Origin of the sequence: Pseudogracilibacillus sp. ICA-222130, from assembly GCF_037892545.1 — a bacterium.
Lineage (GTDB): Bacteria > Bacillota > Bacilli > Bacillales > Amphibacillaceae > Pseudogracilibacillus.
In genome coordinates this window covers 133,210-157,203 of record NZ_JBBKBG010000002.1, presented here as the reverse complement: position 1 = coordinate 157,203, position 23,994 = coordinate 133,210, and the positions used below count along the sequence as shown (strand labels likewise).

At 34.8% G+C, this 23,994-nt stretch carries 25 protein-coding genes; 11 read left to right on the top strand and 14 right to left on the bottom strand.

Going from position 1 to position 23,994, the window contains the following annotated elements:
* Positions 1 to 8: 8 nt before the first annotated feature.
* The 3 genes from WKT09_RS13755 to WKT09_RS02125 all read right to left on the bottom strand — a co-directional run bounded on the left by WKT09_RS13755 (position 9) and on the right by WKT09_RS02125 (position 2,342).
* The gene (locus WKT09_RS13755; protein WP_445323962.1) at positions 9 to 74 is read right to left on the bottom strand and encodes a hexameric tyrosine-coordinated heme protein; all 66 of its coding nucleotides are present in this window, start codon (positions 72 to 74) and stop codon (positions 9 to 11) included.
* Between the two features lie 55 nt (positions 75 to 129).
* Positions 130 to 1,266 (bottom strand): conserved virulence factor C family protein, encoded by a 1,137-nt coding sequence (locus WKT09_RS02130; protein ID WP_340414445.1) that lies wholly within the window; start codon positions 1,264 to 1,266, stop codon positions 130 to 132.
* A gap of 176 nt (positions 1,267 to 1,442) precedes the next feature.
* Positions 1,443 to 2,342 carry a mechanosensitive ion channel family protein gene (locus tag WKT09_RS02125; protein WP_340414444.1) on the bottom strand — a complete coding sequence of 300 codons (900 nt, stop codon included), beginning with the start codon at positions 2,340 to 2,342 and terminating at the stop codon, positions 1,443 to 1,445.
* 196 nt (positions 2,343 to 2,538) lie between these two features.
* Here WKT09_RS02125 and WKT09_RS02120 point away from each other — a divergent pair, with 196 nt between their 5' ends.
* The 3 genes from WKT09_RS02120 to WKT09_RS02110 all read left to right on the top strand — a co-directional run bounded on the left by WKT09_RS02120 (position 2,539) and on the right by WKT09_RS02110 (position 4,667).
* A complete protein-coding gene (locus WKT09_RS02120; RefSeq protein ID WP_340414443.1) occupies positions 2,539 to 3,156 on the top strand; it encodes a hypothetical protein in 618 nt (205 codons plus the stop codon).
* A complete protein-coding gene (locus tag WKT09_RS02115; protein WP_340414442.1) occupies positions 3,113 to 3,367 on the top strand; it encodes a hypothetical protein in 255 nt (84 codons plus the stop codon). Before WKT09_RS02120 ends, WKT09_RS02115 begins: the two co-directional genes overlap by 44 nt.
* A 337-nt stretch (positions 3,368 to 3,704) precedes the next feature.
* Positions 3,705 to 4,667 carry a lysozyme inhibitor LprI family protein gene (locus WKT09_RS02110; RefSeq protein ID WP_340414441.1) on the top strand — a complete coding sequence of 321 codons (963 nt, stop codon included), beginning with the start codon at positions 3,705 to 3,707 and terminating at the stop codon, positions 4,665 to 4,667.
* Between the two features lie 53 nt (positions 4,668 to 4,720).
* Here the strand turns inward: WKT09_RS02110 and WKT09_RS02105 are convergent, their stop codons facing one another.
* From WKT09_RS02105 to hemQ, 5 genes are all read right to left on the bottom strand, one after another.
* Positions 4,721 to 5,839: a 5-methyltetrahydropteroyltriglutamate--homocysteine S-methyltransferase gene (locus tag WKT09_RS02105; RefSeq protein WP_340414440.1), complete on the bottom strand. Its 1,119-nt coding sequence runs from the start codon at positions 5,837 to 5,839 to the stop codon at positions 4,721 to 4,723.
* A 161-nt stretch (positions 5,840 to 6,000) separates the two neighbouring features.
* Positions 6,001 to 6,972, bottom strand: coding sequence for an ABC transporter substrate-binding protein (locus WKT09_RS02100; protein WP_340414439.1), 972 nt, complete (start codon positions 6,970 to 6,972; stop codon positions 6,001 to 6,003).
* Positions 6,965 to 7,750, bottom strand: a complete 786-nt coding sequence (locus tag WKT09_RS02095) for an ABC transporter ATP-binding protein (protein WP_340414544.1) — start codon at positions 7,748 to 7,750, stop codon at positions 6,965 to 6,967. The genes WKT09_RS02100 and WKT09_RS02095 overlap by 8 nt, the downstream gene beginning before the upstream one ends.
* Before the next feature lie 10 nt (positions 7,751 to 7,760).
* Complete coding sequence (locus WKT09_RS02090) at positions 7,761 to 8,816, bottom strand: FecCD family ABC transporter permease (RefSeq protein ID WP_340414438.1); 1,056 nt, start codon at positions 8,814 to 8,816, stop codon at positions 7,761 to 7,763.
* Between the two features lie 28 nt (positions 8,817 to 8,844).
* Positions 8,845 to 9,591, bottom strand: coding sequence for a hydrogen peroxide-dependent heme synthase (gene hemQ / locus WKT09_RS02085; protein ID WP_340414437.1), 747 nt, complete (start codon positions 9,589 to 9,591; stop codon positions 8,845 to 8,847).
* 193 nt (positions 9,592 to 9,784) lie between these two features.
* On the opposite strand from hemQ, the gene hemH reads away from it, so the two are divergent.
* On the top strand, positions 9,785 to 10,720 hold the full coding sequence (gene hemH, locus WKT09_RS02080) for a ferrochelatase (protein WP_340414436.1): 936 nt from the start codon (positions 9,785 to 9,787) through the stop codon (positions 10,718 to 10,720).
* Positions 10,721 to 11,019: 299 nt separating this feature from the next.
* Here hemH and hmpA read toward each other — a convergent pair whose 3' ends face one another.
* Positions 11,020 to 12,237 (bottom strand): NO-inducible flavohemoprotein, encoded by a 1,218-nt coding sequence (gene hmpA / locus WKT09_RS02075; RefSeq protein WP_340414435.1) that lies wholly within the window; start codon positions 12,235 to 12,237, stop codon positions 11,020 to 11,022.
* Between the two features lie 215 nt (positions 12,238 to 12,452).
* Between hmpA and WKT09_RS02070 the strand changes: the two genes are divergently transcribed.
* Positions 12,453 to 12,893, top strand: a complete 441-nt coding sequence (locus WKT09_RS02070; protein WP_340414434.1) for an RrF2 family transcriptional regulator — start codon at positions 12,453 to 12,455, stop codon at positions 12,891 to 12,893.
* A 127-nt stretch (positions 12,894 to 13,020) separates the two neighbouring features.
* On the opposite strand, the gene WKT09_RS02065 is transcribed toward WKT09_RS02070, so the two are convergent.
* The 5 genes from WKT09_RS02065 to WKT09_RS02045 all read right to left on the bottom strand — a co-directional run bounded on the left by WKT09_RS02065 (position 13,021) and on the right by WKT09_RS02045 (position 17,839).
* The gene (locus WKT09_RS02065) at positions 13,021 to 13,656 is read right to left on the bottom strand and encodes a CoA transferase subunit B (RefSeq protein WP_340414433.1); all 636 of its coding nucleotides are present in this window, start codon (positions 13,654 to 13,656) and stop codon (positions 13,021 to 13,023) included.
* Positions 13,657 to 13,667: 11 nt separating this feature from the next.
* The gene (locus tag WKT09_RS02060; protein WP_340414432.1) at positions 13,668 to 14,360 is read right to left on the bottom strand and encodes a CoA transferase subunit A; all 693 of its coding nucleotides are present in this window, start codon (positions 14,358 to 14,360) and stop codon (positions 13,668 to 13,670) included.
* Between the two features lie 13 nt (positions 14,361 to 14,373).
* The gene (locus tag WKT09_RS02055) at positions 14,374 to 15,558 is read right to left on the bottom strand and encodes an acetyl-CoA C-acetyltransferase (RefSeq protein WP_340414431.1); all 1,185 of its coding nucleotides are present in this window, start codon (positions 15,556 to 15,558) and stop codon (positions 14,374 to 14,376) included.
* A gap of 342 nt (positions 15,559 to 15,900) precedes the next feature.
* Positions 15,901 to 17,112, bottom strand: a complete 1,212-nt coding sequence (gene sstT, locus WKT09_RS02050; protein WP_340414430.1) for a serine/threonine transporter SstT — start codon at positions 17,110 to 17,112, stop codon at positions 15,901 to 15,903.
* A 187-nt stretch (positions 17,113 to 17,299) separates the two neighbouring features.
* Entirely contained in the window at positions 17,300 to 17,839 is a 540-nt protein-coding gene (locus WKT09_RS02045; protein WP_340414429.1) for a CueP family metal-binding protein, read from the bottom strand.
* 195 nt (positions 17,840 to 18,034) lie between these two features.
* On the opposite strand from WKT09_RS02045, the gene WKT09_RS02040 reads away from it, so the two are divergent.
* The 6 genes from WKT09_RS02040 to WKT09_RS02015 all read left to right on the top strand — a co-directional run bounded on the left by WKT09_RS02040 (position 18,035) and on the right by WKT09_RS02015 (position 23,865).
* Positions 18,035 to 18,217: a hypothetical protein gene (locus WKT09_RS02040; protein ID WP_340414428.1), complete on the top strand. Its 183-nt coding sequence runs from the start codon at positions 18,035 to 18,037 to the stop codon at positions 18,215 to 18,217.
* Between the two features lie 355 nt (positions 18,218 to 18,572).
* Positions 18,573 to 20,291, top strand: coding sequence for an ABC transporter ATP-binding protein (locus WKT09_RS02035; protein ID WP_340414427.1), 1,719 nt, complete (start codon positions 18,573 to 18,575; stop codon positions 20,289 to 20,291).
* Entirely contained in the window at positions 20,284 to 22,086 is a 1,803-nt protein-coding gene (locus WKT09_RS02030) for an ABC transporter ATP-binding protein (protein ID WP_340414426.1), read from the top strand. The genes WKT09_RS02035 and WKT09_RS02030 overlap by 8 nt, the downstream gene beginning before the upstream one ends.
* 13 nt (positions 22,087 to 22,099) lie before the next feature.
* Positions 22,100 to 22,825, top strand: coding sequence for an alpha/beta hydrolase (locus WKT09_RS02025; RefSeq protein ID WP_340414425.1), 726 nt, complete (start codon positions 22,100 to 22,102; stop codon positions 22,823 to 22,825).
* A 102-nt stretch (positions 22,826 to 22,927) separates the two neighbouring features.
* Positions 22,928 to 23,440, top strand: a complete 513-nt coding sequence (locus tag WKT09_RS02020; RefSeq protein WP_340414424.1) for a 2'-5' RNA ligase family protein — start codon at positions 22,928 to 22,930, stop codon at positions 23,438 to 23,440.
* Positions 23,440 to 23,865, top strand: coding sequence for a GNAT family N-acetyltransferase (locus WKT09_RS02015; RefSeq protein WP_340414423.1), 426 nt, complete (start codon positions 23,440 to 23,442; stop codon positions 23,863 to 23,865). The genes WKT09_RS02020 and WKT09_RS02015 overlap by 1 nt, the downstream gene beginning before the upstream one ends.
* The last annotated feature ends 129 nt before the right edge of the window (positions 23,866 to 23,994 follow it).

Sequence of the window (23,994 nt, the reverse complement as noted above, 5' to 3'; positions counted from 1 at the left end):
TCACTTTTTTATTTCCAATAATTATTTGCTGTCACAATCGGCTGAAAATGAATCGAAATTACTTGGGAAACCAACTATTCTTTTTCAACCCACTAAATATAGGATACGAGCTTCAATAAACTTATAGGCTTAATTTTTCTTTGTCGCTTGTTCCATTTGTTGCCAAATAGAACCTTCTCCCTCTTTTCCGCTTTCAATGCGAGTAAGTGCCATTTTCGCCTGCATTCGTACTTCAAACTCTGTATCTTCCAATGCCTTTTGTAAAGCCGGGATCGCTGTTTCATCCCCTACTTCGTATAGAAACATTGCCGCACGCCAACGAACAATCCGGCTTTTATCCTCTAATGTTTGAATCATTTCTGGTATTGCTTCTTTAAACCCTAAGTCACTTAAACAATCCCCTGCCGTTCGACGTACGTTGACAGAACGATCTCGCAAAGCTTTATATAAATATGGCAATGTTTCTTTCTGTTCAATCATCCCTAAATATGCTGTCGCAATTCTTCGGACGGACGAGTTATCGTCCTCTAATGCTTTATTTAATAAAGGATAATCGTCTTCTGTCGGATCGGGCATATTCGCCAATACTGCATACCGATCTCGCCAATTATCCGCTTCTAACATATGAACGGTAACTTTTTGACGATACGTTTCTTTAGGCGCCTCATCAAGCAGGGCTGCTTGCAACAACTGATTCAATCTCTCATCTGTATATGCAGCGTCTAATTCTTCTACAACTGCCCGACCTATTTCGTCTAACTCGCCATATCTTGGACTTTGTTCAATCCATTTTCTTTCAAGTAAATAACTGTTCGATGCACTTGCAGCTTCCATTGCTGCATTCGTTAATCGTTCTGGTAGTGCGTAACGTTTCTCCACTTCCGCTTCAGTTAATTTCACTTGTGTCGGGATATTTCGAATCATTTGGATTTCAACCTTTACTTCTCCAAATGCTTCGTTTTCTTCTTGTGTCACAGCTTTAGAAAATAAATCATCTGTATTACTATCTGCACCAAATATCGTGTACACTTCAGGCAAAATTTCTTCCCAAGGAACACGAGGATTACGCTCAATTGTTATAAAATCAATGACACGATAAACTCCTTTTACGCCATTAATTTCAAATAATTTCTGTATATAAGATGGTGCTTCATGAAGCGGATCCGTTTCTAAAAAATTGAATGCTTCTCCATCCGGTAAAGTTTCATTTACATTTACTTTCATTGAATATGGACTAGGTGTCGGTTCCATCGAAATAATTTTCATGTAACATCCTCCTCATTTGTATACATTTTACTACAAAATACACGCTACTTCCTCTAATCGATTTCATATTACATCACACATTTAATTTAATACAATAAGTCTAGCAGTTATTATTTAAAATATAGCCGAATCATAAAAAACATGAGACCGTGTGCGCTCATGTCTCATGTTTATTTTTACATTTCAAAAATTCGAACATCTGTTGCAGCATATTCAATTTCAGGATGTGCATGAAATTTCGGCAAAATTTCTCGATGAAATCGCGTTTTCGTAGCTGTCCCTTTTCTATAATCAACCATATAACGTAATGTTACAATGATTCCATCCTCATTGGAATGTAAAGCAAATACTGGTTTATACTGCTCTTCCGCTTCGATAATTATATTATCCCCTCTATCCTTCGCCTCTTGAATAAAATCAGCATAATACCGATTACCAACTTCTAGCATAATTTTTTCAGCTTCCTGCCAATTACTTTCAAAAGTTAATATGAATTGAATTTCATGCCATATATAAGCATATTTTCTCCCGACAACTTCAATGGTTTCCTCAAAAATCGTTTTATTTGGAAACTTTAGCATACGACCTGTATTGGAATCAGATGATAACCATTTTCTCACTTCAAGCAACTCAAAATGTGTGAATTTTATAGCGACAACATCTCCCATTACATCGTTAATTTCAATTCGGTGGCCTTCTTTAAAGTATTTTCCATGTTTAATAACAAAATAACCAATCAAATTATTCGTTAATCCTTTTACGATAAAGACGACAAAAATACCTAGTAATAATAAAATCATCACGAAAGCATTTAAAGAGCGAATCCAAATTGCAAATATAGCGATCGTTAATAATGTCGTAATGGTTCGCTTCGATATTTTTTTCCATAAAAATTGATCCTTTAAACTTGTAACATTTTTCATAATAAATTTTTTCGAAAAAATATGTAAACTTAATGCCAATACCACTAATATAGCTGTTAGTGCTATTTTATCGATATATACATCAGACGTCGTAATAGTTGCAAGCATTTTTTCGAGCCATTCAGAGAAATAATCTAACAATAAATCAGACACAAAAAAACCTCCTTCTCTTTCTTATTTTACCATAATAATAAAATGGAAATAGCATGAAATAAATAGAAAATGATGTACGTAGATGTATATGTCATGTAGATGATTCATTCAATGTATAACTTTGATAGATAAGCGCCATTTCGGATACGACACAAATTCATATATTGTAATAAATCTAAAAGAAAGGATGGTTTAAATGAGTAAAGATAAACATGTTACTTGTGAAGCTTGTCGCCATAAGGAAAGACCTTGTTATGAATGTGAATTCCATAGCCAACAGAAATGTCCACCAAACTTAGCATCCGATTGTATTGTAGTTGATTCTCTAATTTGTAATAAAAAAATATACAAAATTGCAGAACTTTCCGTTCCAATCCCTACATTAGGAGATATTATTGATATTGGACCTGGAGGAGTTATTACACCACTTATAACTCTAACACCAGAGTTAAGTGGAATTGTCACGCAAACGACAGTCGTAAAAGATATGGTTATTAATACAGGTTATTTACCAGCGAATATTACCATTTTAGGAATTGAAACCCCATTACAAATTAATATTCCTTTCCAGCAAGAAACAGTATGTCCAGGAGTATGCCCGGAAGACAGAATTCATGAATCACCTTTTAAAATAGAATCTGTCGTCACTCAAGGTATTGAAGCATTAGGTATTTCAGTAGGAAATATTTTATTTAAGGTTGTTCTCTCTACGAACTTAACTGTAACGAGACCAGTCGTCACAAAGGCTCCTAACTTAAGAGTTGTGAAAGATGTCAATGACAATCGTTGTGAAGGCAGTGATTGGTATGGTTAAACAAAGTCCTTTTCAACACGACCTTTTTGACTTCACTTATATTGAAGAACAAGTTAAAAACTTAAAAAAATCTTTACCAGAGAAAGAGATGGAAGATTTAGAAGAACAAACTCTTAAAAAATTAGTCGAGGAACAGACGTTTATATTAAGAGATATTGATGAAAGGCTTCATAATATCGAAAAGAAACAACAAAAAAGAAAATGGTTTTAATGTTTTTCTAATGTTCGAAATATCTTCCAAATAATCCATCATCCATATTTCTATCGTATGGAATAAAAATAAATATGTGACATGATACAATGAAAAATACTCTAAAGATGTTGATGTCTTTAGAGTATTTTTATATACCTTTTTATTATATACAAGAAAACGTTCTATAACAGTTAAATGACATGAAAAAAACTGTTAGCCTTTTAACGAGAAAGCTTTAATAAATTCAGTATCATTTTTAAGGACATGACTAAGTAAAATTTACCTATTTAGTTGTATTTATTGTATAATCAAAAATAGACATACTAATTTTCATAACACGAAAGGAGTACATATTTTGAAAAGATTTTTACTAATTTCCGTTGCAATATTCGTATTAGCTGCTTGTAGTTCTCCTTATGATGATTTATTAAAAGAAGGTAATGAAGCGTTCGATAAAGGAGAATATGACCAAGCCTTAAAACTATATGAATATGCTTTAGACGAAGAGGGAGACGGAAAAGAAGCGAAAGAAAAAATAGAACTCATTGATATGTATAAGGAATTAAACTCCATGGATGAAGATGATTGGGATGAGACATATGATCTTGCAAATAACATTTTAAAACATGATGCCATCAATGACAAAATGAAAAAAGAAGTAAAGGAAACATTAACTACCGTTGAAAAAAATAAAGAAGAGGAAGAAAAACTATTAGCTTCCTTAGATAAAATTGAAAAAGATATTAAAAATGAAAAATTTGAAAAAGCTGCAAAAGCTTTAGAGGACTTTGACTTCACCATCGATTCATCGGAAGTATATGATCGCCATAAAGAATTAGGGTATGCATTAGAAGATGCTACAATTGCTTTTGCAGAAAAAGAACGTGAAAAGGAAGAAAAGAAAGCAGAGAAAAAACGTAAAGAAGAAGAGAAAAAAGCTGAGGAAAAACGTAAGGAAGAAGAGAAAAAAGCTGCTGCATCACAAAGTAAGTATGATAAATATTATGATAAAGCAATGGCGATAGAGAGCCGTATGAAAGATGCCGCTTATGATGCTGGATATATGCATGATTATTCTATGATTTCTTATAAATTTGTTTCAGATTGGGATAATCTATTAAATGAAGTTTGGGATGTACTAAAAGAAGACCTTCCTTCTGACGTATACGATGAATTATTAGAAGATCAACGTGAATGGATTAAAAATAAAGAAGCTGAATACAAAGAGTACTCAGATAAAGTAGAGGCAGATACATACTTAGGTTACACGACCATGAATCGAACGGTTTATTTAATTACACATTATATCGATTATTAACATTTTTAATAGAAAAGAGCTAAATGACGAAAATATCATTTAGCTCCTTTTTATTATCCCCAAACTTTATCAGCGATACGCTTAATTAATTTCATTTTTTCCCACTGATCTTCTTCAGTTAGTTCATTTCCTTCTTCCGTAGAGGAGAATCCACATTGTGGGCTTAAACATAATCTATCTAGTGGAACATATTTTGCCGCTTCTTCAATACGTGCAATAACATCTTCTTCTTTTTCAAGTTCCGGGCTTTTCGAAGTAATTAACCCTAACACGACTTGTTTATCACCAGATACATACTGTAATGGTTCAAATCCACCTGCACGATCTGTATCAAATTCTAGATAATAAGCATGAACATTTTCACGACCAAATAATGCATCGGCAACAGGATCATAGCCACCTGAATAATGCCATGTAGATCGATAATTCCCACGACAAACATGTGTCGTTACAATTAAGTCCTCTGGTAGACCTTCTAAAACACGGTTACTTAAATCAATATATTCCTCGATTAATGCATCGACGTCAACACCGTTCGCTTCTACCTTTTCCCGGTAATCCTTGTCACATAATACTGCCCAAATTACTTCATCTATTTGAATACTACGACAACCTAAATCATAAAATGCTTGAAATGCTTTTTTATACGCTTGAACAATATCGTCGTGTAATTCCTTTTTGTTCGGATATATTCTCTCTGTATTTTCAATATTATGTGGTTTTGTAACTTCATATAAAAATTGTGCTGCTGAAGGGAAGGTTTGTCTAGCAATCACACCTTCAGGTTTGATGGATGCTAAATATTTATAGTCTTCTAAAAATGGGTGGTTTGAAAAGTCAATTTTCCCAACAATTTTAGCTGTTTCATTTCTCGTTTCAACACCTTGGAATTTTAAACCAGATTCTGTATATGCCTTTTCAACACCGTCTAATCCCCACATAAAGTCTAGATGCCACCAACTACGGCGAAACTCTCCGTCTGTCACAGCTTCTAGTCCAATTTCAGCTTGTTTATTCACTAAATCTTTAATTGCTTCATCTTCTACTTTTCTTAATTCTTCCGCTGTGATATCCCCTGCTTGAAAAGCTTCTCTAGCCTTTTTTATACTTTCTGGGCGTAAAAATGAGCCAACATAATCAGCACGGAATGGTGATTTTTTCACTTCTGCCATCTGTCATCCTTCTTTCTTACGTACGTAATATTCTGATATTTTACAATATTATACATTATAACAGATGATCTAATTTTCATCTAATATTTCATATATGAAATGAACATGTAATGAAAAAAAGCTAGGAGCAATGACCATTGATCATCTCCCTAGCTTTCCTTTTACTCATAAATAAAATCGACGAGTTTTTCCAATCCTTTTGCATTTTCAAAATTTGGATTCAAAATATATTTTGCATCTTCTAACATAATTTTATCTTCTTTTACTGCAGTTAATGTCTTCCAGCCTGGGTCTTCCATTAAATCACTAAATGACTTTTCCCCTTTTCCGAAGAAGTCCAATAATACAATATAATCAGGGTCCATGTTGATAATTTGTTCCATTTCTGCTGGTCCAGAACGTTCTAAATCGATACTATCTGTTGCAGGTGTTGCACCAGCTAATTGTACTAAATCATAAGAAATATTTGTTGGTCCTAACATAAATGGCCCCATATCTCCACCGACCTCAGATAACACCAATACAGACGGTGTATCTCCTTCAGGAATTTTCTCTTGTATTGCTTCTATTTCCTCATTCATCTGATCTACTTTTTCTATTGCCATTTCTTTTTTCCCTATTGCTTCCCCAATTATTAAAGCAGCATCTTGGAATTTTTCTACCGTTACAAACGGACTGAATGAAAGAATCGGTGTATCAAATTGAGATAAAACATCTTCGGCATCTTCTTCTTGACCATACATTTTCGTCATAATTAATAAATCTGTATCCAGTGCAATAATTTCTTCTGTATCTACATTTGTTGCCGCACCAATCCGTTCTTCAATTTGCTTCCCTTCTTCTACTTTCGTTGATAATAATGGGTCATCAATTCCCTTTGTCGTAGCCGTTACATTTTCTGGAGTCGTTAATTCTAATACAATTTCAGCTACTTCTAATGACATTGGTAAAATATTTTTCGGTGCAGCTTCCACCGTCACTTCTTTTCCTTCCACCTCTACGGTAACTGGAAATTCCGCTTCCTCTGTTTCTACATTCGTATCTTCTGTCACATCATTTACTTGCGTATCATTATTCGAACATGCAACAAATAATGACATAACAACTAAGATAGGTAAAACCTTTTTAAACATTACTTTCAATCTCCTCTATATACGGTGTAATCGTGACACGATTCATTTCTTCATCTTTTTGAATACGTGCATCAATATGATAAATATGTTTTAATAATGGCGCTGTTAACACCTCTTCAGGTGTTCCAATCTTTTGTACTTTTCCTTCATTTAATAAAAGTAATGTGCGACAAAAGCGAGCAGCTAAATTCAAATCGTGTAAAACAATGACAATTGTTTTTCCTTGTTCACTTAATTTTTGTAACATCGTTAATATTTTCAGCTGATAATGAACATCCAATGCTGAAATTGGTTCATCTAATAAAATAATTGGCGTATCTTGAGCAAGTGCCTTCGCAATCATAACCAATTGCCTCTGACCACCAGATAAATGACGAATCGATTCATTTTGTAAAGCTGTCGTATTGGTTTGTTTCATCGCCCATTCGATCATTTCCTCATCTTTTTTCGTTTCGCTTTTAAATAATGTTCCATACACATGACGCCCCATTTGAATGACATCTCTCACTAAAAAATCAAAACCAACATCTGTTTCCTGTGGGACATAACTAATCATTTTCGCTAATTGTTTCGGGGTAAAAGTATGCTGTTGTTTTTCATGCAGCAATATATGTCCATTATGGTGCGCTTGAATATTTGCGATCGTTTTTAATAATGTAGATTTCCCACTACCATTTGGCCCAATTAATCCAAAAAATTGCCCTTGATTAATAGTAAAATTAATCTGATGTAAAATATGTTTACGCCCAATTTGAACATCCATATTTTCTACTGTCACTGCTTGCAACTTATACCCTCCTAACAGAACGTAATATTAATATGATAAAAATCGGTGCCCCGACCATTGCGGATACAACTCCTACTTGTAATGTCACTGGTTGTAAAATCATACGTGAAATTAAATCCATCATAATAAGAAAAATTGCGCCTGTTAACATACTTGCTGGTAATAGCAAACGATGATCAGCACCAATGACGAGTCGTAACATATGTGGGACAACTAAACCGACAAAACTAATAATGCCACTAACAGCAACTGCTGCCCCTGTCATTAAGGCGACAATAGCAAGCAATGAATTCCGAACGAGATGAAGTCTCACTCCTGAAGTGATTGCTTGCTCATCGCCTAATAACATGACATTTAAAGAACGACCAAATAAACAAATAATGATACTGCCTATTAAAATAATTGGACCGACAATCTTTACTTGTTCCCAAGTCGCCCCTTCTAATCCACCCTGCAGCCATAACAATGCGCCACGTAATTCTTGTTCAGTACTTGAAGATGCAATTAATACATTCGTAAAAGAAGAGAAAAAGGCATTCATTCCAATACCGAGTAATAATAACAATGCAATACTATTACTATTCGTTACCCTCCAAACGAGCAAAATAAGTGCCATCGCAAAAATTGCTCCTAAAAAAGCGACGAGAGGTAAAATCGCTTGATGAATTGCTGCTAGTCCTAGCGAAATCGCAAGAACCGCTCCGAAAGCTGCACCACTTGATATCCCAATAAATCCGGGTTCTACAAGAGGATTTCGAAACAATCCTTGCATCGTCACCCCACTAATTGCCAAAGCACATCCGACAAGCCCTGCCAACAATACACGTGGCAAACGAATATCTGTAATGACAATTGCATGTTTATCCTCAAATACCATATCTACTGGTATAGATAGTTTACTCAAAAAAATATAAATAGTTTCCATAAACGGAATCGAAACAGGTCCAATAGATACAGCAACAACGATAGAGATAAACAACAATATAGTAAGCACGATCATCGTCCATGTTTTATTCCATTCAAACAAGCGATGTTTGCCTTTTTCATTCATTTCCATTTATCTATTCCTCAATCTATCTGTTTCTTTATACGTGTAAAAATGTTGCTAATTGTTCTTTTGGCAAATGGTGTCCAATATAAAATTGTTCAAATTCTCCATATAATGCTGTCACTTCATCAAAACGCATTTCGTATACAATTTTTTTAAATTGTAATGCATCATGTGCGAATAATGTCACACCCCATTCAAACCTGTCTAATCCAATCGAACCTGTAATAATTTGCTGAACTTTTCCTGCATATTTTCTTCCAGTTAAACTATGCTCATACAATAATTTCGAACGTGCACCTTTTTCTAATGTATACCAATTATTGTCTCCTTCTCGCTTACGGCTCATCGGATAGAAACAAATATATTCCCATTTAGGTAAAATTGGCTTTAATCTTGCTTGTGTTTCCGGTAATGTTTCAGGATCTACTCCATTTTCTGGACGATATTTTGCTAATTCTACTATGGAGGTATATGAATGTGTTTGAATAAAATATTCAGCTAATTTTGTTTTGTTTAGTGCCGTCTCCACTTCTGCTACTTGTGCAAATGTAGGACGTAAAATCATAAATAGTACATCGCCTTTATGGCCAATTGCTTGATAAAGTGCATGACTACCTTCTTTTTTCTCTTCCACGAGTTCCCATTCTTTTAACAATTCTTGAAACTGTGTAAGCGCCTCTGTTCTTTCTGTTTCACTCGCATTTTTCCATTTTTCCCAATCTACTTTTCGTAGGTCGTGCAAACAGCACCAACCATCCATCGTTTCTACTGCTTCAACCATAAAAATCATTCGCTCCTTTTGTATTGAAAAATGTTCATCTTTAATATAACATAATTTATATATACTAGACAGTTAATAATGTCTTGTTCAACAAATCGTAATAACTTTTTTAACATTCAAGCATACTAACAGCTAATTAAACAAAGTTATTCGAACCGTAATTTTACACAAAAATTTTAAAAGAGGTGCAAAAATGGGAAAGAAAAAAGTTGGTTTATTAATTATGGCATATGGAACACCCTATGAACAATCGGATATTAAAAGGTACTACACACATATTCGTAATGGAAGAGAACCTTCACAAGAGGCTTTAGACGACCTAACGGAAAAGTATGAAGCAATCGGTGGAGTATCACCAATGGCTAACATTACGAAACAGCAGGTAGAAGCAATCTCTGCACAATTAAATGAATTACAAGACGATATTCAATTTGAACCATTTATCGGATTAAAACATATCGAACCATTCATTGAAGATGCAGTGGATGCCATCCATGAAGCAGGGATTGAACATATTGTCTCACTTGTTCTCGCTCCACACTATTCTAGTTTGAGCATTAAAGGATATAATAAACGTGCAAAAGAAGCTGCAGATAAATATGGTATCTCTATTAGTTCTGTAGAAAGTTGGTATACTGAGGAAGGTTTCATTGAATATTGGGCTAAATCTATCCAAACAGAATATGCAAAAATGACAGAAGACGAACGAAAAAACGCAATTACTTTATTTTCGGCACATAGTTTGCCAACAAATATTTTAAAAACCGGTGATCCATACGTAGACCAATTAAAAGAAACAGCAAAATTAATTGCCAAGAAAGCAGACATTACAAATTATGAAGTTGCATGGCAAAGTGAAGGAAACACACGTGTGGAATGGTTAGGACCAGACGTCTGTGATGTGACGAAAAAATTATACGATGAAGATGGCTATCGTACATTCGTCTATGCACCAGTAGGATTCGTTTCCGACCATCTGGAAGTATTATTTGACAATGACGTTGAGTGTAAAGAGGTATGTGAAGAATTAAATGCACATTATTACAGACCAGAAATGCCTAATACGGATCCTCTATTCGTTGAAACATTAGCAAAAGTTGTCTTAAATGAGTTAAAAGTAAAAATCTAAATCGATTAAATAGCCCCTCTTTTTTATACAATCAAAAGAGAGGCTATTTTTCATGAGAACATTTCCATGCTACTTGCATGCCCATTTGCATGCCTTAGTTTAGCAATGATACAAACATTCATATGCACGATGAGAAGGAAGAGGCTACGTGAATAAATATGAATGATGCAATATTTATTTTAGATGACAAATTTCTTAAATAAAAAAACACGAATCATGGTAGGAAAGAGAGCAAGATACAATGCTCTACACCATGTTCGTGTTTTTTAAATTTTACTGATCCTATTATATAAACGGTACTATGCTAATTGTGCTTTTTTAATAATCGTTTGTTTTGGTCCAAATAATTCGTATTTAATGTTTTGAGCTGGTACTCCAATTTCTGTTAATAAGTTTGCAACATGCTCCATCATTGGCACAGGACCTACAACATAATAAATCATGTTTTCTTGTTTAATGTTTTCTAATACTTCTTTGTTAATAAAACCATTGAAGTCTTGTTCTCCATCTTTATCGATTGGATTACTATATCCATACACATATTTTGCATTTTCAGCAGTGGCAACCATCGCCTTTACATCTTCATGGAACGCATGTAATTTTTCATTTTGTGCGGCATGTAAAAATGTAATATCACGTGTTGACTTTTCATCTATTAATTGTTCAAACATACTTAACATCGGTGTAATACCTACTCCACCACTAATAAATGCCACTGGAGCATCTTCTTCTGTTAAGGTAAATAATCCAGCCGGTGCACTCGCCTCAATTGTATCACCCACTTGTACATTGTCATGTAAATGTGTTGATACAACACCATTTGGAGTAAAGTCCGCTTCTTTCTTCACTGAAATACGGAATTGCTTACCATTTGGTTTAGTCGATAATGTATAGTGACGGATTTGTTTATGTTCTGCTCCCTCTGGATGTACACGAACAGATAAATATTGTCCAGCCTCATACATCGGAACAACCCCACCATCTTTAGGTTCTAAGTAAAATGATGTAATTACATCACTTTCTTTCACCTTATCAACAACGGTAAAATCTTTAAAGCCTCTCCATCCGCCTTCTTTAGACTCTGCTTCTTTATACATTTCTTCTTCTATATCAATGAATACTTTTGCTAGTACACCGTAAGTTTCTTCCCAAGCATTCATAATTTCATCTGTAGCCGCTTCTCCTAACACTTCTTTAATGGCAATTAATAAATTTTTTCCTACAATTGGGTAATGTTCAGGTAAAACATTTAATCCACGGTGTTTATGTGCAACTAAATTTACTTCATCAATAATGGTTTCTAATTGATCAATATTAGCTGCTGCTTGATATACCATATTCGCTAAAGCCTCTTGTTGTTGGCCTTTCGCTTGATTTGTCTTGTTAAAAATATTTAATAATTCCGGGTTTGCTGCAAACATATTTTTGTAAAACACCGTTGTTATCGTTTTCCCGTGCTCTGCTAAAACTGGTGCCGTTGATTTAATAATATCCATCGTTTCTTTTGATAAAGTCATTTGAAATCTCTCCCCTATTTAAATATATATCATAAAAATTAAACATGTATTTTTAATGCACCTTTAGTGTAACCCGATATAAAATATCTATCAATACAAAATAAAGCATTATGAAAAGGTGTCAAAAAGTCGACACATCTCCTTCTTAATTTTGTCACAAACATTCATTTAAAATACATCTTTAAAAGATGCTATAATATATGTAGGTGATGAAAATGAGACTAACAAACTATACAGATTATGCTTTACGCGTCTTAATATACTTAGCAGTGAAAGATACGGATGAGAAATCGACGATTACAGAAATAACAGAAGCTTATAATGTTTCCAGAAATCATTTAATGAAGGTCATCCATCAGTTAGGAAAAATAGGAGTGATTGAGACGACTCGTGGACGTGGTGGTGGGATTGTATTAGCAAAACCACCTGAAGAAATTACAATTGGGTCCATCGTTAGAGAAACGGAAGAAGATTTTTATATGGTGGAATGTTTTAATAGTGGTGCAAACCATTGTGTCCTTTCACCTGTTTGTGGATTGCGTAGTGTACTCGGAGAAGCATTAGCAGCTTATTTAGCTGTATTAGATAACTATACGATTGCTGATGTTATTGATCAACCACTAATGTTTAGGGGATTACTTCAAATAGATCCATAAAATAAAATGGGATAAGTTAGGGATATAAATAAAAAGTCGTTATCAAATAAAACGAAATGAAAATGAATACATACATTCATTTTATTTCACGACTACATGATTTTATCCCAAACTTATCCTTAGCCTGTTACTTTACGACAATTGTTGGTTCTGTCGCTTCTTGAACTTGTTCAAACGTATATCCATTTAACAATTCTACTAATTCCAACCCATTATCTGTCACATCTAATACAGCTCTATCTGTAATAATCCGGTCGACAACGCCTTGTCCTGTTAAAGGTAATGCGCATTGTTTTAAAATTTTTGGTGCACCGTGACGTGTAACATGCTCCATCATGACAATAACCTTTTTCGCACCATGCACAAGATCCATTGCCCCGCCCATTCCTTTTACCATTTTTCCTGGGATCATCCAATTCGCCAAATCTCCTGTTTCAGATACTTCCATTGCACCTAAAATGGCAACATCAATATGGCCGCCACGGATCATCGCAAATGACTCCGCATTGTTAAAAAAGCTTGCTCCTTTTATCGTTGTAACGGTTTCTTTTCCAGCGTTTATTAAATCAGGATCTACTTCCTCTTCTGTCGGATATGGGCCAATCCCTAACAATCCATTTTCAGATTGTAGAACCACTTGTTTATTATCGGAAATATAATTCGCAACCATTGTTGGCATACCAATTCCTAAATTAACATAATCTCCATCATTAATTTCCTTTTCCGCTCTTTTTACAATTTGTACCCTCGTACTATTTGCCATCTTTGACCCTCCTATCTTTCTCTGGTCGTCAACCGTTCAATTCGTTTTTCTTGGTCCCCCTGTACAAGTGCATCTACGTAAATTCCTGGTGTATGAATTTGATCTGGGTCAAGTGCACCAGTTTCTACAATTTCTTCCGCTTCGACAATGGTATACTTTCCAGCAGCAGCCATGATTGGATTAAAATTACGGGCCGTTTTTCTAAATATCAAGTTTCCAGATGTATCTGCTTTCCATGCACGTATGAGACTAACATCAGCGTGAAATGCTTCTTCTAACACATATTCTTTTCCATTAAATTCCCGTACTTCTTTTCCTTCTGCAATTGGTGTTCCTACTCCTGTTGGTGTATAGAAAGCTGGAATTCCTGCACCACCTGCACGAATTTTTTCTGCTAAACTTCCTTGTGGCACTAATGTAACTTTTAATTCCCCACTTAAAAACTGACGTTCAAATTCTTTATTTTCTCCAACGTAAGATGCAATCATATGGGATATTTGTTTATCTTGTAATAGTAATCCTAATCCCCAGTCATCCACTCCACAGTTATTTGAAATAACCGTTAAATCTTTAACTCCCTTATGACGAACTGCTTGAATTAAGTTTTCTGGAATGCCAACAAGACCAAATCCGCCAACCATTAATGTCATGCCATCTTCCATATATTCTCCCGCTTCTTGTGCGTTATGAAATATACGTTTCATTTCTTCCACCTACTTAATCATAATTTTTTATGATAGTGGCAACACCTTGCCCACCGCCAATACATAATGTCGCTAAACCGTATGTTGATTTTCTTCGTTTCATTTCATGTAACAATGTTACAAAAATACGTGTTCCACTTGCACCGATAGGGTGTCCTAAAGCTATTGCACCACCATTTACATTCACTTTATTCATATCGAGTTGAAGATCTTTGGCAACTGCTAATGATTGTGCAGCAAAAGCTTCATTCGCTTCGATTAAATCAACATCTTGTAATGCAATATTCGCTTTCTTTAACACTTTCTCTGTCGCATAAATTGGACCTAACCCCATCACACTTGGATCCAGTGCTGCACTTGCATTCGCTACGAGTGTCGCTAATGGTGGCACACCTAATGCTTCTGCTTTTTCTTTACTCATTAAAAGTACCGCCGCAGCCCCGTCATTAATACCTGATGCATTACCTGCCGTAACAGAACCGTCTTTTTTAAATGCTGGGCGAAGTTTTGCCATGGACTCGATAGAAGCATCCTCTCGAATATATTCGTCTTCTTTAAATACAATTGGTTCTCCACGACGTTGTGGGATTTCAACTGGTACAATTTCATCAGCGAATTTCCCTTCTTTTCTCGCCTTTGCTGCTTTTTTCTGACTTTCAACTGCAAACATATCTTGTTCTTCTCGCGTTAATTCATAACGGTCACAAATATTTTCCGCTGTTATCCCCATATGATAATCATGGAAGGCACACCATAATCCATCCTGAATCATACTATCCACCAGTGTTTTATTCCCCATACGTAAACCATTTCTAGCATCCATCGATAAATACGGAGCTTGACTCATGTTCTCCATCCCACCTGCAACGATTATATCAGCATCACCTAATGCAATCGCTTGTTGTGCTAAATGGATTGCTTTCAAACCAGAACCACACACTTTATTTATCGTGAATGCCGGTACATGATCAGGTAAGCCAGCTTTTATCGAAGCTTGTCGTGCCGGATTTTGTCCTAAACCAGCTTGGAGTACATTCCCAAAAATAACTTCATCTACTTTGTCACCTGTAATATTACTATCATGTAATACACGTTTTATAACTTGCGCTCCCAATTCTGTGGCAGGAACAGAAGACAGTGACCCACCAAAACTACCTATCGCCGTCCTTAAAGCGCTTACAACTACAACTTCTCGCATATAAAATCCCCATCCTCTCAATATGAATCATTTCTTATATTTTACTTCCCTTTGATTTATAAGTAAAATGAATGCATCGAATGCAACTTCTCTGAATTTGAATATATATAGGTGTATAGATGGATTTGAAATTATTAGCGCATGTTATTTCGGTCGTATAATAGGAAGTTTCTCTCGGTCTAGTCACCAGTCTTTCGTTTCTCAACCAAAGGAGTAACGACATATCATTTCGAAGTATTTGTTAGACAAAAAGAAAAACACCAGTAAAGTAGTAACCCCCAAACATACTACACTCAGTATGTTTGGGGGTCGGTACATTTGAATACGCACTAGTTTTATATTTTATGATTCTTTTCTTTTTTTGGCATATTCTGCTGTTGCTGTAAATAATACGTCCGATGATGAGTTAAGTGCTGTTTCACAAGAATCTTGGATTACCCCGATGACAAATCCTATTGCAACCACTTGCATTGCAATATCATCGGAAATACCGAGTAAACTACATGCTAATGGGATAAGTAATAACGACCCACCAGCTACTCCTGATGCCCCAGCTGCTGATACAGCGGATAAAACCATTAAAATAACGGCTGTGAATAAATCAACTTTCACTCCTAATGTATGTGCCGCTGCCATCGATAAGATTGATATTGTTACCGCCGCTCCTGCCATATTAATCGTTGCGCCTAAAGGTATAGAAACGGCATATGTATCTTTATTTAATTTTAATTTTTCAGCCAAATTCATATTTACTGGAATATTTGCCGCCGAACTTCTAGTGAAAAATGCTGTAACACCACTTTCTTTTAACACAGTAAAAACGAGTGGATATGGATTTTTCCTAGTCGCAATGAAGACAATGATAGGATTCACTACTAATGCAATAAACAACATGGTTCCTACTAAAATAATAATTAAGCGACCATATTCTCCTAAAGCTGCAAAACCAGTCGTTGCTACAGTATCAAATACGATACCTAAAATTCCGATTGGTGCTAAGCTAATGACCCATTGAACGATCTTCGTTACAGCTTCAGATACGTTTGTTATCATTGTTTTCGTTGAACTATGTGCTCCCCGTAATGCAACCCCTAATAATAATGCCCAAACTAAAATCCCTAAATAGTTTGCCTCCATAATGGCCGTTACTGGGTTTGTAACAATGTTAAATAATAACGTTTCTAATACTTCTCCAATCCCACTCGGTGGCGCAACATCTTGTGCTTCCGTTTTTAATGTGAGTGTCGTTGGAAAAATAAAACTAACGACTACCGCGACGAATCCAGCTAAAAACGTACTAATAATATATAGTACTAGCACCCCTTTTACAGCTGTTTCTTTCCCACTAACATGGGATGCAATCGCATTTAATACAAGTACAAAAACAAGTACCGGTGCTACCGCTTTTAATGCTTCAACAAATAATGTCCCGAGCATAGATAACACACTTAATTGTTCAGGAAATAATAATGCTAAAATAAGTCCAATAACAATACCAATCATAATGCGTACGACTAAACTCATTCGATTCCACATATGAAACAATTCGCCCATATTTGTCCTCCTTTTGAAATACTATTATTCTTTCAATTATATAGAGGTTTAGTCAGTAACACAATAATATATGTAATTTTCTAACTACTACTTCTATCTACTTTCTTTTCTCCATCTGTTGGTTATCGTGCAACAAAAAAGCTAAAGGGTAATCGTTTATTTTCACCTCATACCCTCTAGCTTCCTTTTATAATAACTGCAACGTTGTAATACAAGTACCGTCCTCTTTAAATGTAGAAATTTCTGCCTCTACTTTTTTCCCCTCTTCTTCTACCTCAATCGAAATATCAAATGTCTCATCTCTCGGTAACCATAAATCAACAAAGCCATTTGCTTCTGAATTCATTGTATCTTCCACCACTGTTTTTCCATCTTTATCTTTAATAATAATGTTAAAGTCTTGATTTACTAACTCTCCCTGACATCCAGTTAAACTATGATCCTTACATGGATGTGTTTCATGAATAAATGGTGCAATGGAAACGAAAAACTCATCTTCTGGTAAATCATGAACGATTTCTTCCTCATTTTCATCAGTAATTATTAATTGTTCCGATGTAATTGATGCTTGATGTCCTTCCACATTTCCAACACTATAGTCATTGACTAATGCTTTTAACTCCTCTTTACTTAATGTTCCAGTAGCCTCATTTTCATAATTTCCCCCACCACAGGCGGCTAAAAATAATACTGATATTAATGCAACGAAAAACAATACCTTTTTCAACCTTTTTCACTCCATCTCTTTATTCTTTTTCATTATAAGGGTCTCTCTTATAAATGTCATTACAATTCACAGTTTATTCGATTTTAAAGATGTATGTAACATATATCTAACCCTGCCTTTGGCTCTATTTCCCCTTGATTCCCTTGTATTTCTAACAAAAATGTTTTATAATTCGACGTGACGAGGTGAATAATCATGAAGAAAAACGTAGAAAAAACTGTATCTGTTTTAATGTGGATTGTTGTGGCATTAGCTGTACTTACCTTTTTCGCTGCTATTATGTTCGGCCATGCAAAAGGATACGACTTTATCTTCGGTTTCGCAGATCCAACTGTATTCACAAAAACAGTATTTCAAAATGTAAGCGCCATAGGATAGGCTAACTGTATGTAGCCACTATAAATAAAAATAGTCTAATTACAGGTTTTTTTCAAAGAACTGTAATTAGACTATTTTTCATTATCTTTCTATTCATTTGCCGTCATTTATTATTCACAAACTTTTCTTTTTATTTTTTCGAAGCTCCCCATTATCTGTATATTTTCTATTCTTATCTCATCTCTGGATCTATATCAATATTTTGGACACAAAATCGTTACGTTTTTAGTTGTTCTTTTTATAATAAAATTTATCCATCCATAAGATCGTGTTTCCCTAAATCTACTTCTTTGAATCATACCATCCTCTTTGCTTATAATGAAAGTATTAGTTTAAAAAATTTTGGAGGAACATCGTGAAACTTATCTTATCATTTTTAAAAAAATACGATATTGCCATATATGTAGCCTATAGTTTAACCTTAATTGAGCTTATTTCCGAACTACTCTTCCCTTTTATACTAGGGATAATGATAAATAATGGAATCATGAACGAAAATATGGATGAAATTATTAAATGGGGAGTAATCATGTTCGGGATTACCGTCATTTCTTTTACAGCTGGAATGACAAATTCATATATTTCCGCACATATAAGTGTTAGTTCTGCTTACGATATTCGAAAGAAATTATTCGCTACGATTCAGCAGTTTACATTTGAACAACTAAGTAAATATCCGACATCCGCACTTGTAACAAGATTTACAAACGATGTCCGACAAATTCAAAATACTATTTTTATGGGATTACGTATCATGGTTCGAGCCCCACTGATGGTCATCGGTAGTGTGGTGATGGCGTTTATTGTCAATCCGAAAATATCGATCGTCTTTCTTATAACCGTCCCAATTTTAATCATCTTTTTATTTACTGTTTTAAATATAGGTAGAAAAATGTTCATGCGTGTACAACAGAATGTCGATAAAGTAAACCTCGTCATTCAAGAAAATATTGCAGGTATGCGTGTTATTAAAGCTTTTGTCCGTGGAAAACATGAAAATAAACGTTTTAGCGAAGCGAATGAAACACTCGCTCGTAATACAGAGAAAGCTTTCCGTTTCATGGAATCTTCCATGCCTGTACTCATGTTGATTATGAACATCAGTTTAGTCATTATCCTTTATGTAGGACATAAACAAATTCAAATCGGAACCACATCTGTCGGAGATGTGGTTGCAATTGTGAATTACGCATTACGCACAGTGATGGCTATTTCAATGTTTACATTTTTAACTTTAGCGTTCGCTCGTGCAACATCATCTGCAGAACGGATCGCACCAATTTTAGAAGAAAACATAGACAAACCGTCATATAAACATGACTACACATTAAAACATGGTGAGATTACATTTAATCACGTAAATTTTACATACCCAAATGATACTGTAAATGTATTACAAGATGTATCGTTTCATATAAAACCTGGAGAAACAGTTGCAATTCTCGGTGCAACTGGAGCGGGAAAAACAACCCTTTTCCAACTTATTCCTAAGTTATATACCCCAACAAGCGGGGAAATTTTCCTAGATGATCGACCGTTGCATATGTATGATCCGACCAAATTACGTACACAAATTGGATATGTGCCTCAAAGTCCCCTACTCTTTACAGGGACTATTAGAGATAATATAAGCTTTGGTAAAGCTAACATGTCTGATAAGATGCTTATCAAAGCCGCGAAAGATGCACAAATTCATGAGACGATTACTTCTTTCCAACATGGATATGATACGATTGTTGGTCAAAAAGGAGTCAATTTATCTGGAGGACAAAAACAGCGTATTTCCATTGCACGTGCCCTATTATTACAACCAAAAATTTTAATGTTAGATGATGCGACAAGTGCATTAGATACGAAAACAGAACATCTTTTATTACATGCATTACGAACATATGCATGTACGACATTAATTATTACACAAAAAATTACAACGGCGAAACAAGCAGACAATATACTACTTCTCGATCAAGGAAAGGTCGTTGATTTTGCAGATCATACAACATTATTAGAACGTTCCGAATTTTATCAGCGTATCGTGGAGTCACAAGCAGAAAGGGAGATTTCCCATGAGTAAAGCCGAAATTAAAAAAGCTTTTCAATACAAAAAGATTGATATAAGTAATACAAATCCGACAACGAAAACAGTAAAGCCTAAAAATAGTTGGCATACAATAAAACGTATTTTCACTTATCTCCAGCAATATAAATGGATGCTATTGCTCGTCATTTTTACCGTACTTGTAAGTAGTGGTTTAAGTTTACTCGGTCCCTATTTAGTTGGAATGACAATCGATGATTTTATCGTCACCAAACGTCCTGACGGTATAATGACGATTCTAATATGGTTAATCATTGTCTATATATTGCATGCATTATCTATTTTCTTACAAAACTATTGGATGATTGGCATTGCACAAAAAACGGTTTATACATTGCGTAAAGATGTATTTGAGCAGTTTCACCGTTTGCCAATTTCGTATTTTGATAAAAGACAACAAGGAGAATTGATGAGCCGGGTAACGAATGATATCGATAATATTAATAACACCTTAAATCAGTCGGTCATTCAAATCTTTTCTAGTATTATTACCTTAGTTGGAACTGTTACCGTCATGCTCCTTTTAAGTCCATTATTGACACTAATTACGATGACCATTATTCCAATCATGTTTTTTGCGATGCGTGCTATTACTAAACGAACAGGACCACTTTTTAAAGTACAACAAAAAGATTTAGGGGAATTAAACGGGTTTATCGAAGAAATGGTATCCGGACAAGAAGTTGTGAAAGTCTTTTCACAAGAAAAACGTGTTATCCATGAATTCGATGAAAAAAATAAACAGTTACAATTATCAAGTTTTTGGGCACAAACTATTGCTGGCTTCATTCCAAAAGTAATGAATACATTAAACTTTTTAAGTTTCGCGTTTATTGCCTTTTTTGGTGGAATATTAGCGATAAAAGGATATATTACAGTGGGAGTTATCGTCATTTTCACTGAATATGCACGCCAATTTACACGCCCATTAAATGAATTATCGAACCAATTTAATATATTACTTTCTGCAATTGCCGGTGCTGAACGTGTCTTCCACGTTTTAGATGAACAAGCAGAGGAAGTCGACGAAGTAGATGCAGTTGACCTCCATCAAGTAAAAGGGCATTTTGTTTTTAATGACGTGTCATTTGGTTATGAGGAGACACCAATTTTAAAAAACATCGATTTTGAAGTTCAACCAGGTGAAATGGTGGCATTTGTTGGGCACACTGGCGCCGGAAAAACAACGATTATTAATTTAATTTCTCGCTTTTACAATTATGATTCTGGGGAAATTTTATTAGATGGGAAGCCATTAAAACAAATAAAACGTACATCTTTACGACAACATATGGCATTTGTTTTACAAGACTCATTTTTATTCCAAGATACTGTGAAAGAAAATATCCGTTATGGAAAAATGGATGCAACAGATGAAGAAGTAATAGAAGCAGCAAAACGCGCAAATGCACATGACTTCATTATGCGCCTTCCAAATGGATATGAAACCGTATTAGATCAAGAGCATAGTTCGATCAGTAAAGGACAAATACAATTAATTACTATTGCTAGAGCGATGATTGCAGATCCTGAAATTTTAATTTTAGATGAAGCGACGAGCAATATCGATACGATAACGGAATTAAATATTCAAGCTGGTTTACAAGCTTTAATGAAAAATCGAACGAGCTTTGTCATCGCCCATCGTTTAAATACTATCCAGCGTGCCGACCAAATCATTATGCTTGAACATGGGGAAATCATCGAACGAGGAACACATGCACAATTGTTACGACAAAAAGGAACATATTATGATCTATTTCAAACTTAAAGGAGTTTACAACATGGCTAGAAAAGGAACAATGAATTTGTATACGATCGAAAGTGAATTTTTACAAGAAAACATGAATCTAAAGGTATATGAGCCAGAACAATATGATGCAATTTATGAAAGACAAATCTGTATCATGCAAGATGGTGATGACTACTTTAATATGGGACGTGTTGCAACAGTGAGTGATCGTCTACATGAGGAGGACGAATTAATCAACACCATTTTCGTTGGAATTCATTATAAGGACCGCGAAGATCGCTGGCGTAAATATTATCCTTTAGGCGATCAACATGAAGCATATAAAAATTTTCTATTACAGGAAGTCCTTCCCTTTTTGGAAGATCTACTTCCTATCCATCCTTTAGGAACGACGTACAGTTTAATGGGGGATTCATTAGCTGCAACATTTGCACTTATATTGGGAACGGAAAATCCGAATATTTTTTCCTCCATTATTTTACAATCACCATTAGTAGATGAACATGTATTAAATGTCGTTAAAAATGTACATGATTTTAATCCATTGACGATTTATCATTCGATTGGATTACAAGAGGATGCAGTTATTACAACGAAGGGTGAAGGAATGGACTTTATCGAACCAAACAAACAATTACACGCTTTCTTACAAGAAAGAAACAACGATTACACGTATACTGAAATGGATGAAGGAAATCATACGTGGAAACATTGGCAAAAGGAGTTGCCCGATGTACTCACCCATATATTAGGATAAGTTATCATATATTTTTCTTCTTTAGTATTTATTTAAACTTTGGTATACTAATTTAGTAGATACATTAAAAAGAGAATATAAATTGAAATTGGAGGTCGAACGATGACATATGGAATTGTAATTTTCCCATCCGTTGATATACAAGATGAGGCAAATGCGCTTCGTAAACGATACGATCCGAAATACCCTTATATTTCACCACATATTACGTTAAAATATCCATTCCAAATGGATGCACAAGAACGTGATGAAGCGGTGAAAGCATTAGAAGAAATTGCACAAGAAACCGAACCATTTCAAATCGAAGTAACGAAAATAAGTTCATTCTCTCCTGTTTCGAATGCCATTTACTTAAAAGTAGAAGATAATGAGCATTTAAACAAATTAAATGAAAAAATGCATGAAGGAGTATTTGATGCACATCGTGAACATGCGTTCATTCCACACATTACTATCGCACAAGACTTACCAAGTGATGAATACTCTGATATATACAGTAGTTTAAGAATGCGTCAAGTTCATTTTACAGATACGATTGATCGCTTCCAATTATGTAAACAACTTGATAATGGAAATTGGACTGTTGACACGACATTCCACTTTGGTAAAAAATAATGGAAATTTTTATCGTACAAAATGAACAACAATTACAAGACGCATACACCATTCGAAAAAAAGTGTTCGTAGAGGAACAGAAAGTCCCTCTTTCTATTGAATTAGATGAACATGACAAACATGCCACACATTTTATTTGTTATGATTCTAACCATAAACCGGTTGGAGCTTCTCGCCTACGTTTTATAGATAATTACGGAAAATTAGAACGTATTTGTGTAGATAAAAATGTACGCGGAAAGTCGATAGGGAAAAAGATAATGGAAATAATGGAAGCTGAAATCATGCATCAAGGATATCACCGAGCTGTTTTAAATGCTCAAACACATGCGACTGCATTTTATGAAAAATTAGGATATGAAGTTATTTCCGATGAATTCATGGATGCTGGTATCCCACACGTAACGATGAAAAAGACTTTATAAAACGTACACCCTTTTTATGCTTCGTACACATAAAAGGGGTTTTTTGTATGAAATAAATCATACAATGATATTGATCTATTTTCTTTTTCCGATGTATATTCTCCCTCATTTGAGCAACAATAAACATAT

What these genes read in the sequence shown, in the direction of transcription:
- hemQ (WP_340414437.1), bottom strand. Translation starts at nt 9,591, where the DNA reads ATGGTTGAAGCAGTAGAAACGATGGATGGTTGGTGCTGTTTGCACGAC.
- WKT09_RS02015 (WP_340414423.1), top strand. Translation starts at nt 23,440, where the DNA reads ATGGAAATTTTTATCGTACAAAATGAACAACAATTACAAGACGCATAC.
- hemH (WP_340414436.1), top strand. Translation starts at nt 9,785, where the DNA reads ATGGGAAAGAAAAAAGTTGGTTTATTAATTATGGCATATGGAACACCC.
- WKT09_RS02120 (WP_340414443.1), top strand. Translation starts at nt 2,539, where the DNA reads ATGAGTAAAGATAAACATGTTACTTGTGAAGCTTGTCGCCATAAGGAA.
- WKT09_RS02130 (WP_340414445.1), bottom strand. Translation starts at nt 1,266, where the DNA reads ATGAAAATTATTTCGATGGAACCGACACCTAGTCCATATTCAATGAAA.
- hmpA (WP_340414435.1), bottom strand. Translation starts at nt 12,237, where the DNA reads ATGACTTTATCAAAAGAAACGATGGATATTATTAAATCAACGGCACCA.
- sstT (WP_340414430.1), bottom strand. Translation starts at nt 17,112, where the DNA reads ATGGGCGAATTGTTTCATATGTGGAATCGAATGAGTTTAGTCGTACGC.
- WKT09_RS02115 (WP_340414442.1), top strand. Translation starts at nt 3,113, where the DNA reads ATGTCAATGACAATCGTTGTGAAGGCAGTGATTGGTATGGTTAAACAA.
- WKT09_RS02040 (WP_340414428.1), top strand. Translation starts at nt 18,035, where the DNA reads ATGAAGAAAAACGTAGAAAAAACTGTATCTGTTTTAATGTGGATTGTT.
- WKT09_RS02090 (WP_340414438.1), bottom strand. Translation starts at nt 8,816, where the DNA reads ATGGAAATGAATGAAAAAGGCAAACATCGCTTGTTTGAATGGAATAAA.
- WKT09_RS02030 (WP_340414426.1), top strand. Translation starts at nt 20,284, where the DNA reads ATGAGTAAAGCCGAAATTAAAAAAGCTTTTCAATACAAAAAGATTGAT.
- WKT09_RS02020 (WP_340414424.1), top strand. Translation starts at nt 22,928, where the DNA reads ATGACATATGGAATTGTAATTTTCCCATCCGTTGATATACAAGATGAG.
- WKT09_RS02070 (WP_340414434.1), top strand. Translation starts at nt 12,453, where the DNA reads ATGAGACTAACAAACTATACAGATTATGCTTTACGCGTCTTAATATAC.
- WKT09_RS02105 (WP_340414440.1), bottom strand. Translation starts at nt 5,839, where the DNA reads ATGGCAGAAGTGAAAAAATCACCATTCCGTGCTGATTATGTTGGCTCA.
- WKT09_RS02065 (WP_340414433.1), bottom strand. Translation starts at nt 13,656, where the DNA reads ATGGCAAATAGTACGAGGGTACAAATTGTAAAAAGAGCGGAAAAGGAA.
- WKT09_RS02060 (WP_340414432.1), bottom strand. Translation starts at nt 14,360, where the DNA reads ATGAAACGTATATTTCATAACGCACAAGAAGCGGGAGAATATATGGAA.
- WKT09_RS02025 (WP_340414425.1), top strand. Translation starts at nt 22,100, where the DNA reads ATGGCTAGAAAAGGAACAATGAATTTGTATACGATCGAAAGTGAATTT.
- WKT09_RS02055 (WP_340414431.1), bottom strand. Translation starts at nt 15,558, where the DNA reads ATGCGAGAAGTTGTAGTTGTAAGCGCTTTAAGGACGGCGATAGGTAGT.
- WKT09_RS02100 (WP_340414439.1), bottom strand. Translation starts at nt 6,972, where the DNA reads ATGTTTAAAAAGGTTTTACCTATCTTAGTTGTTATGTCATTATTTGTT.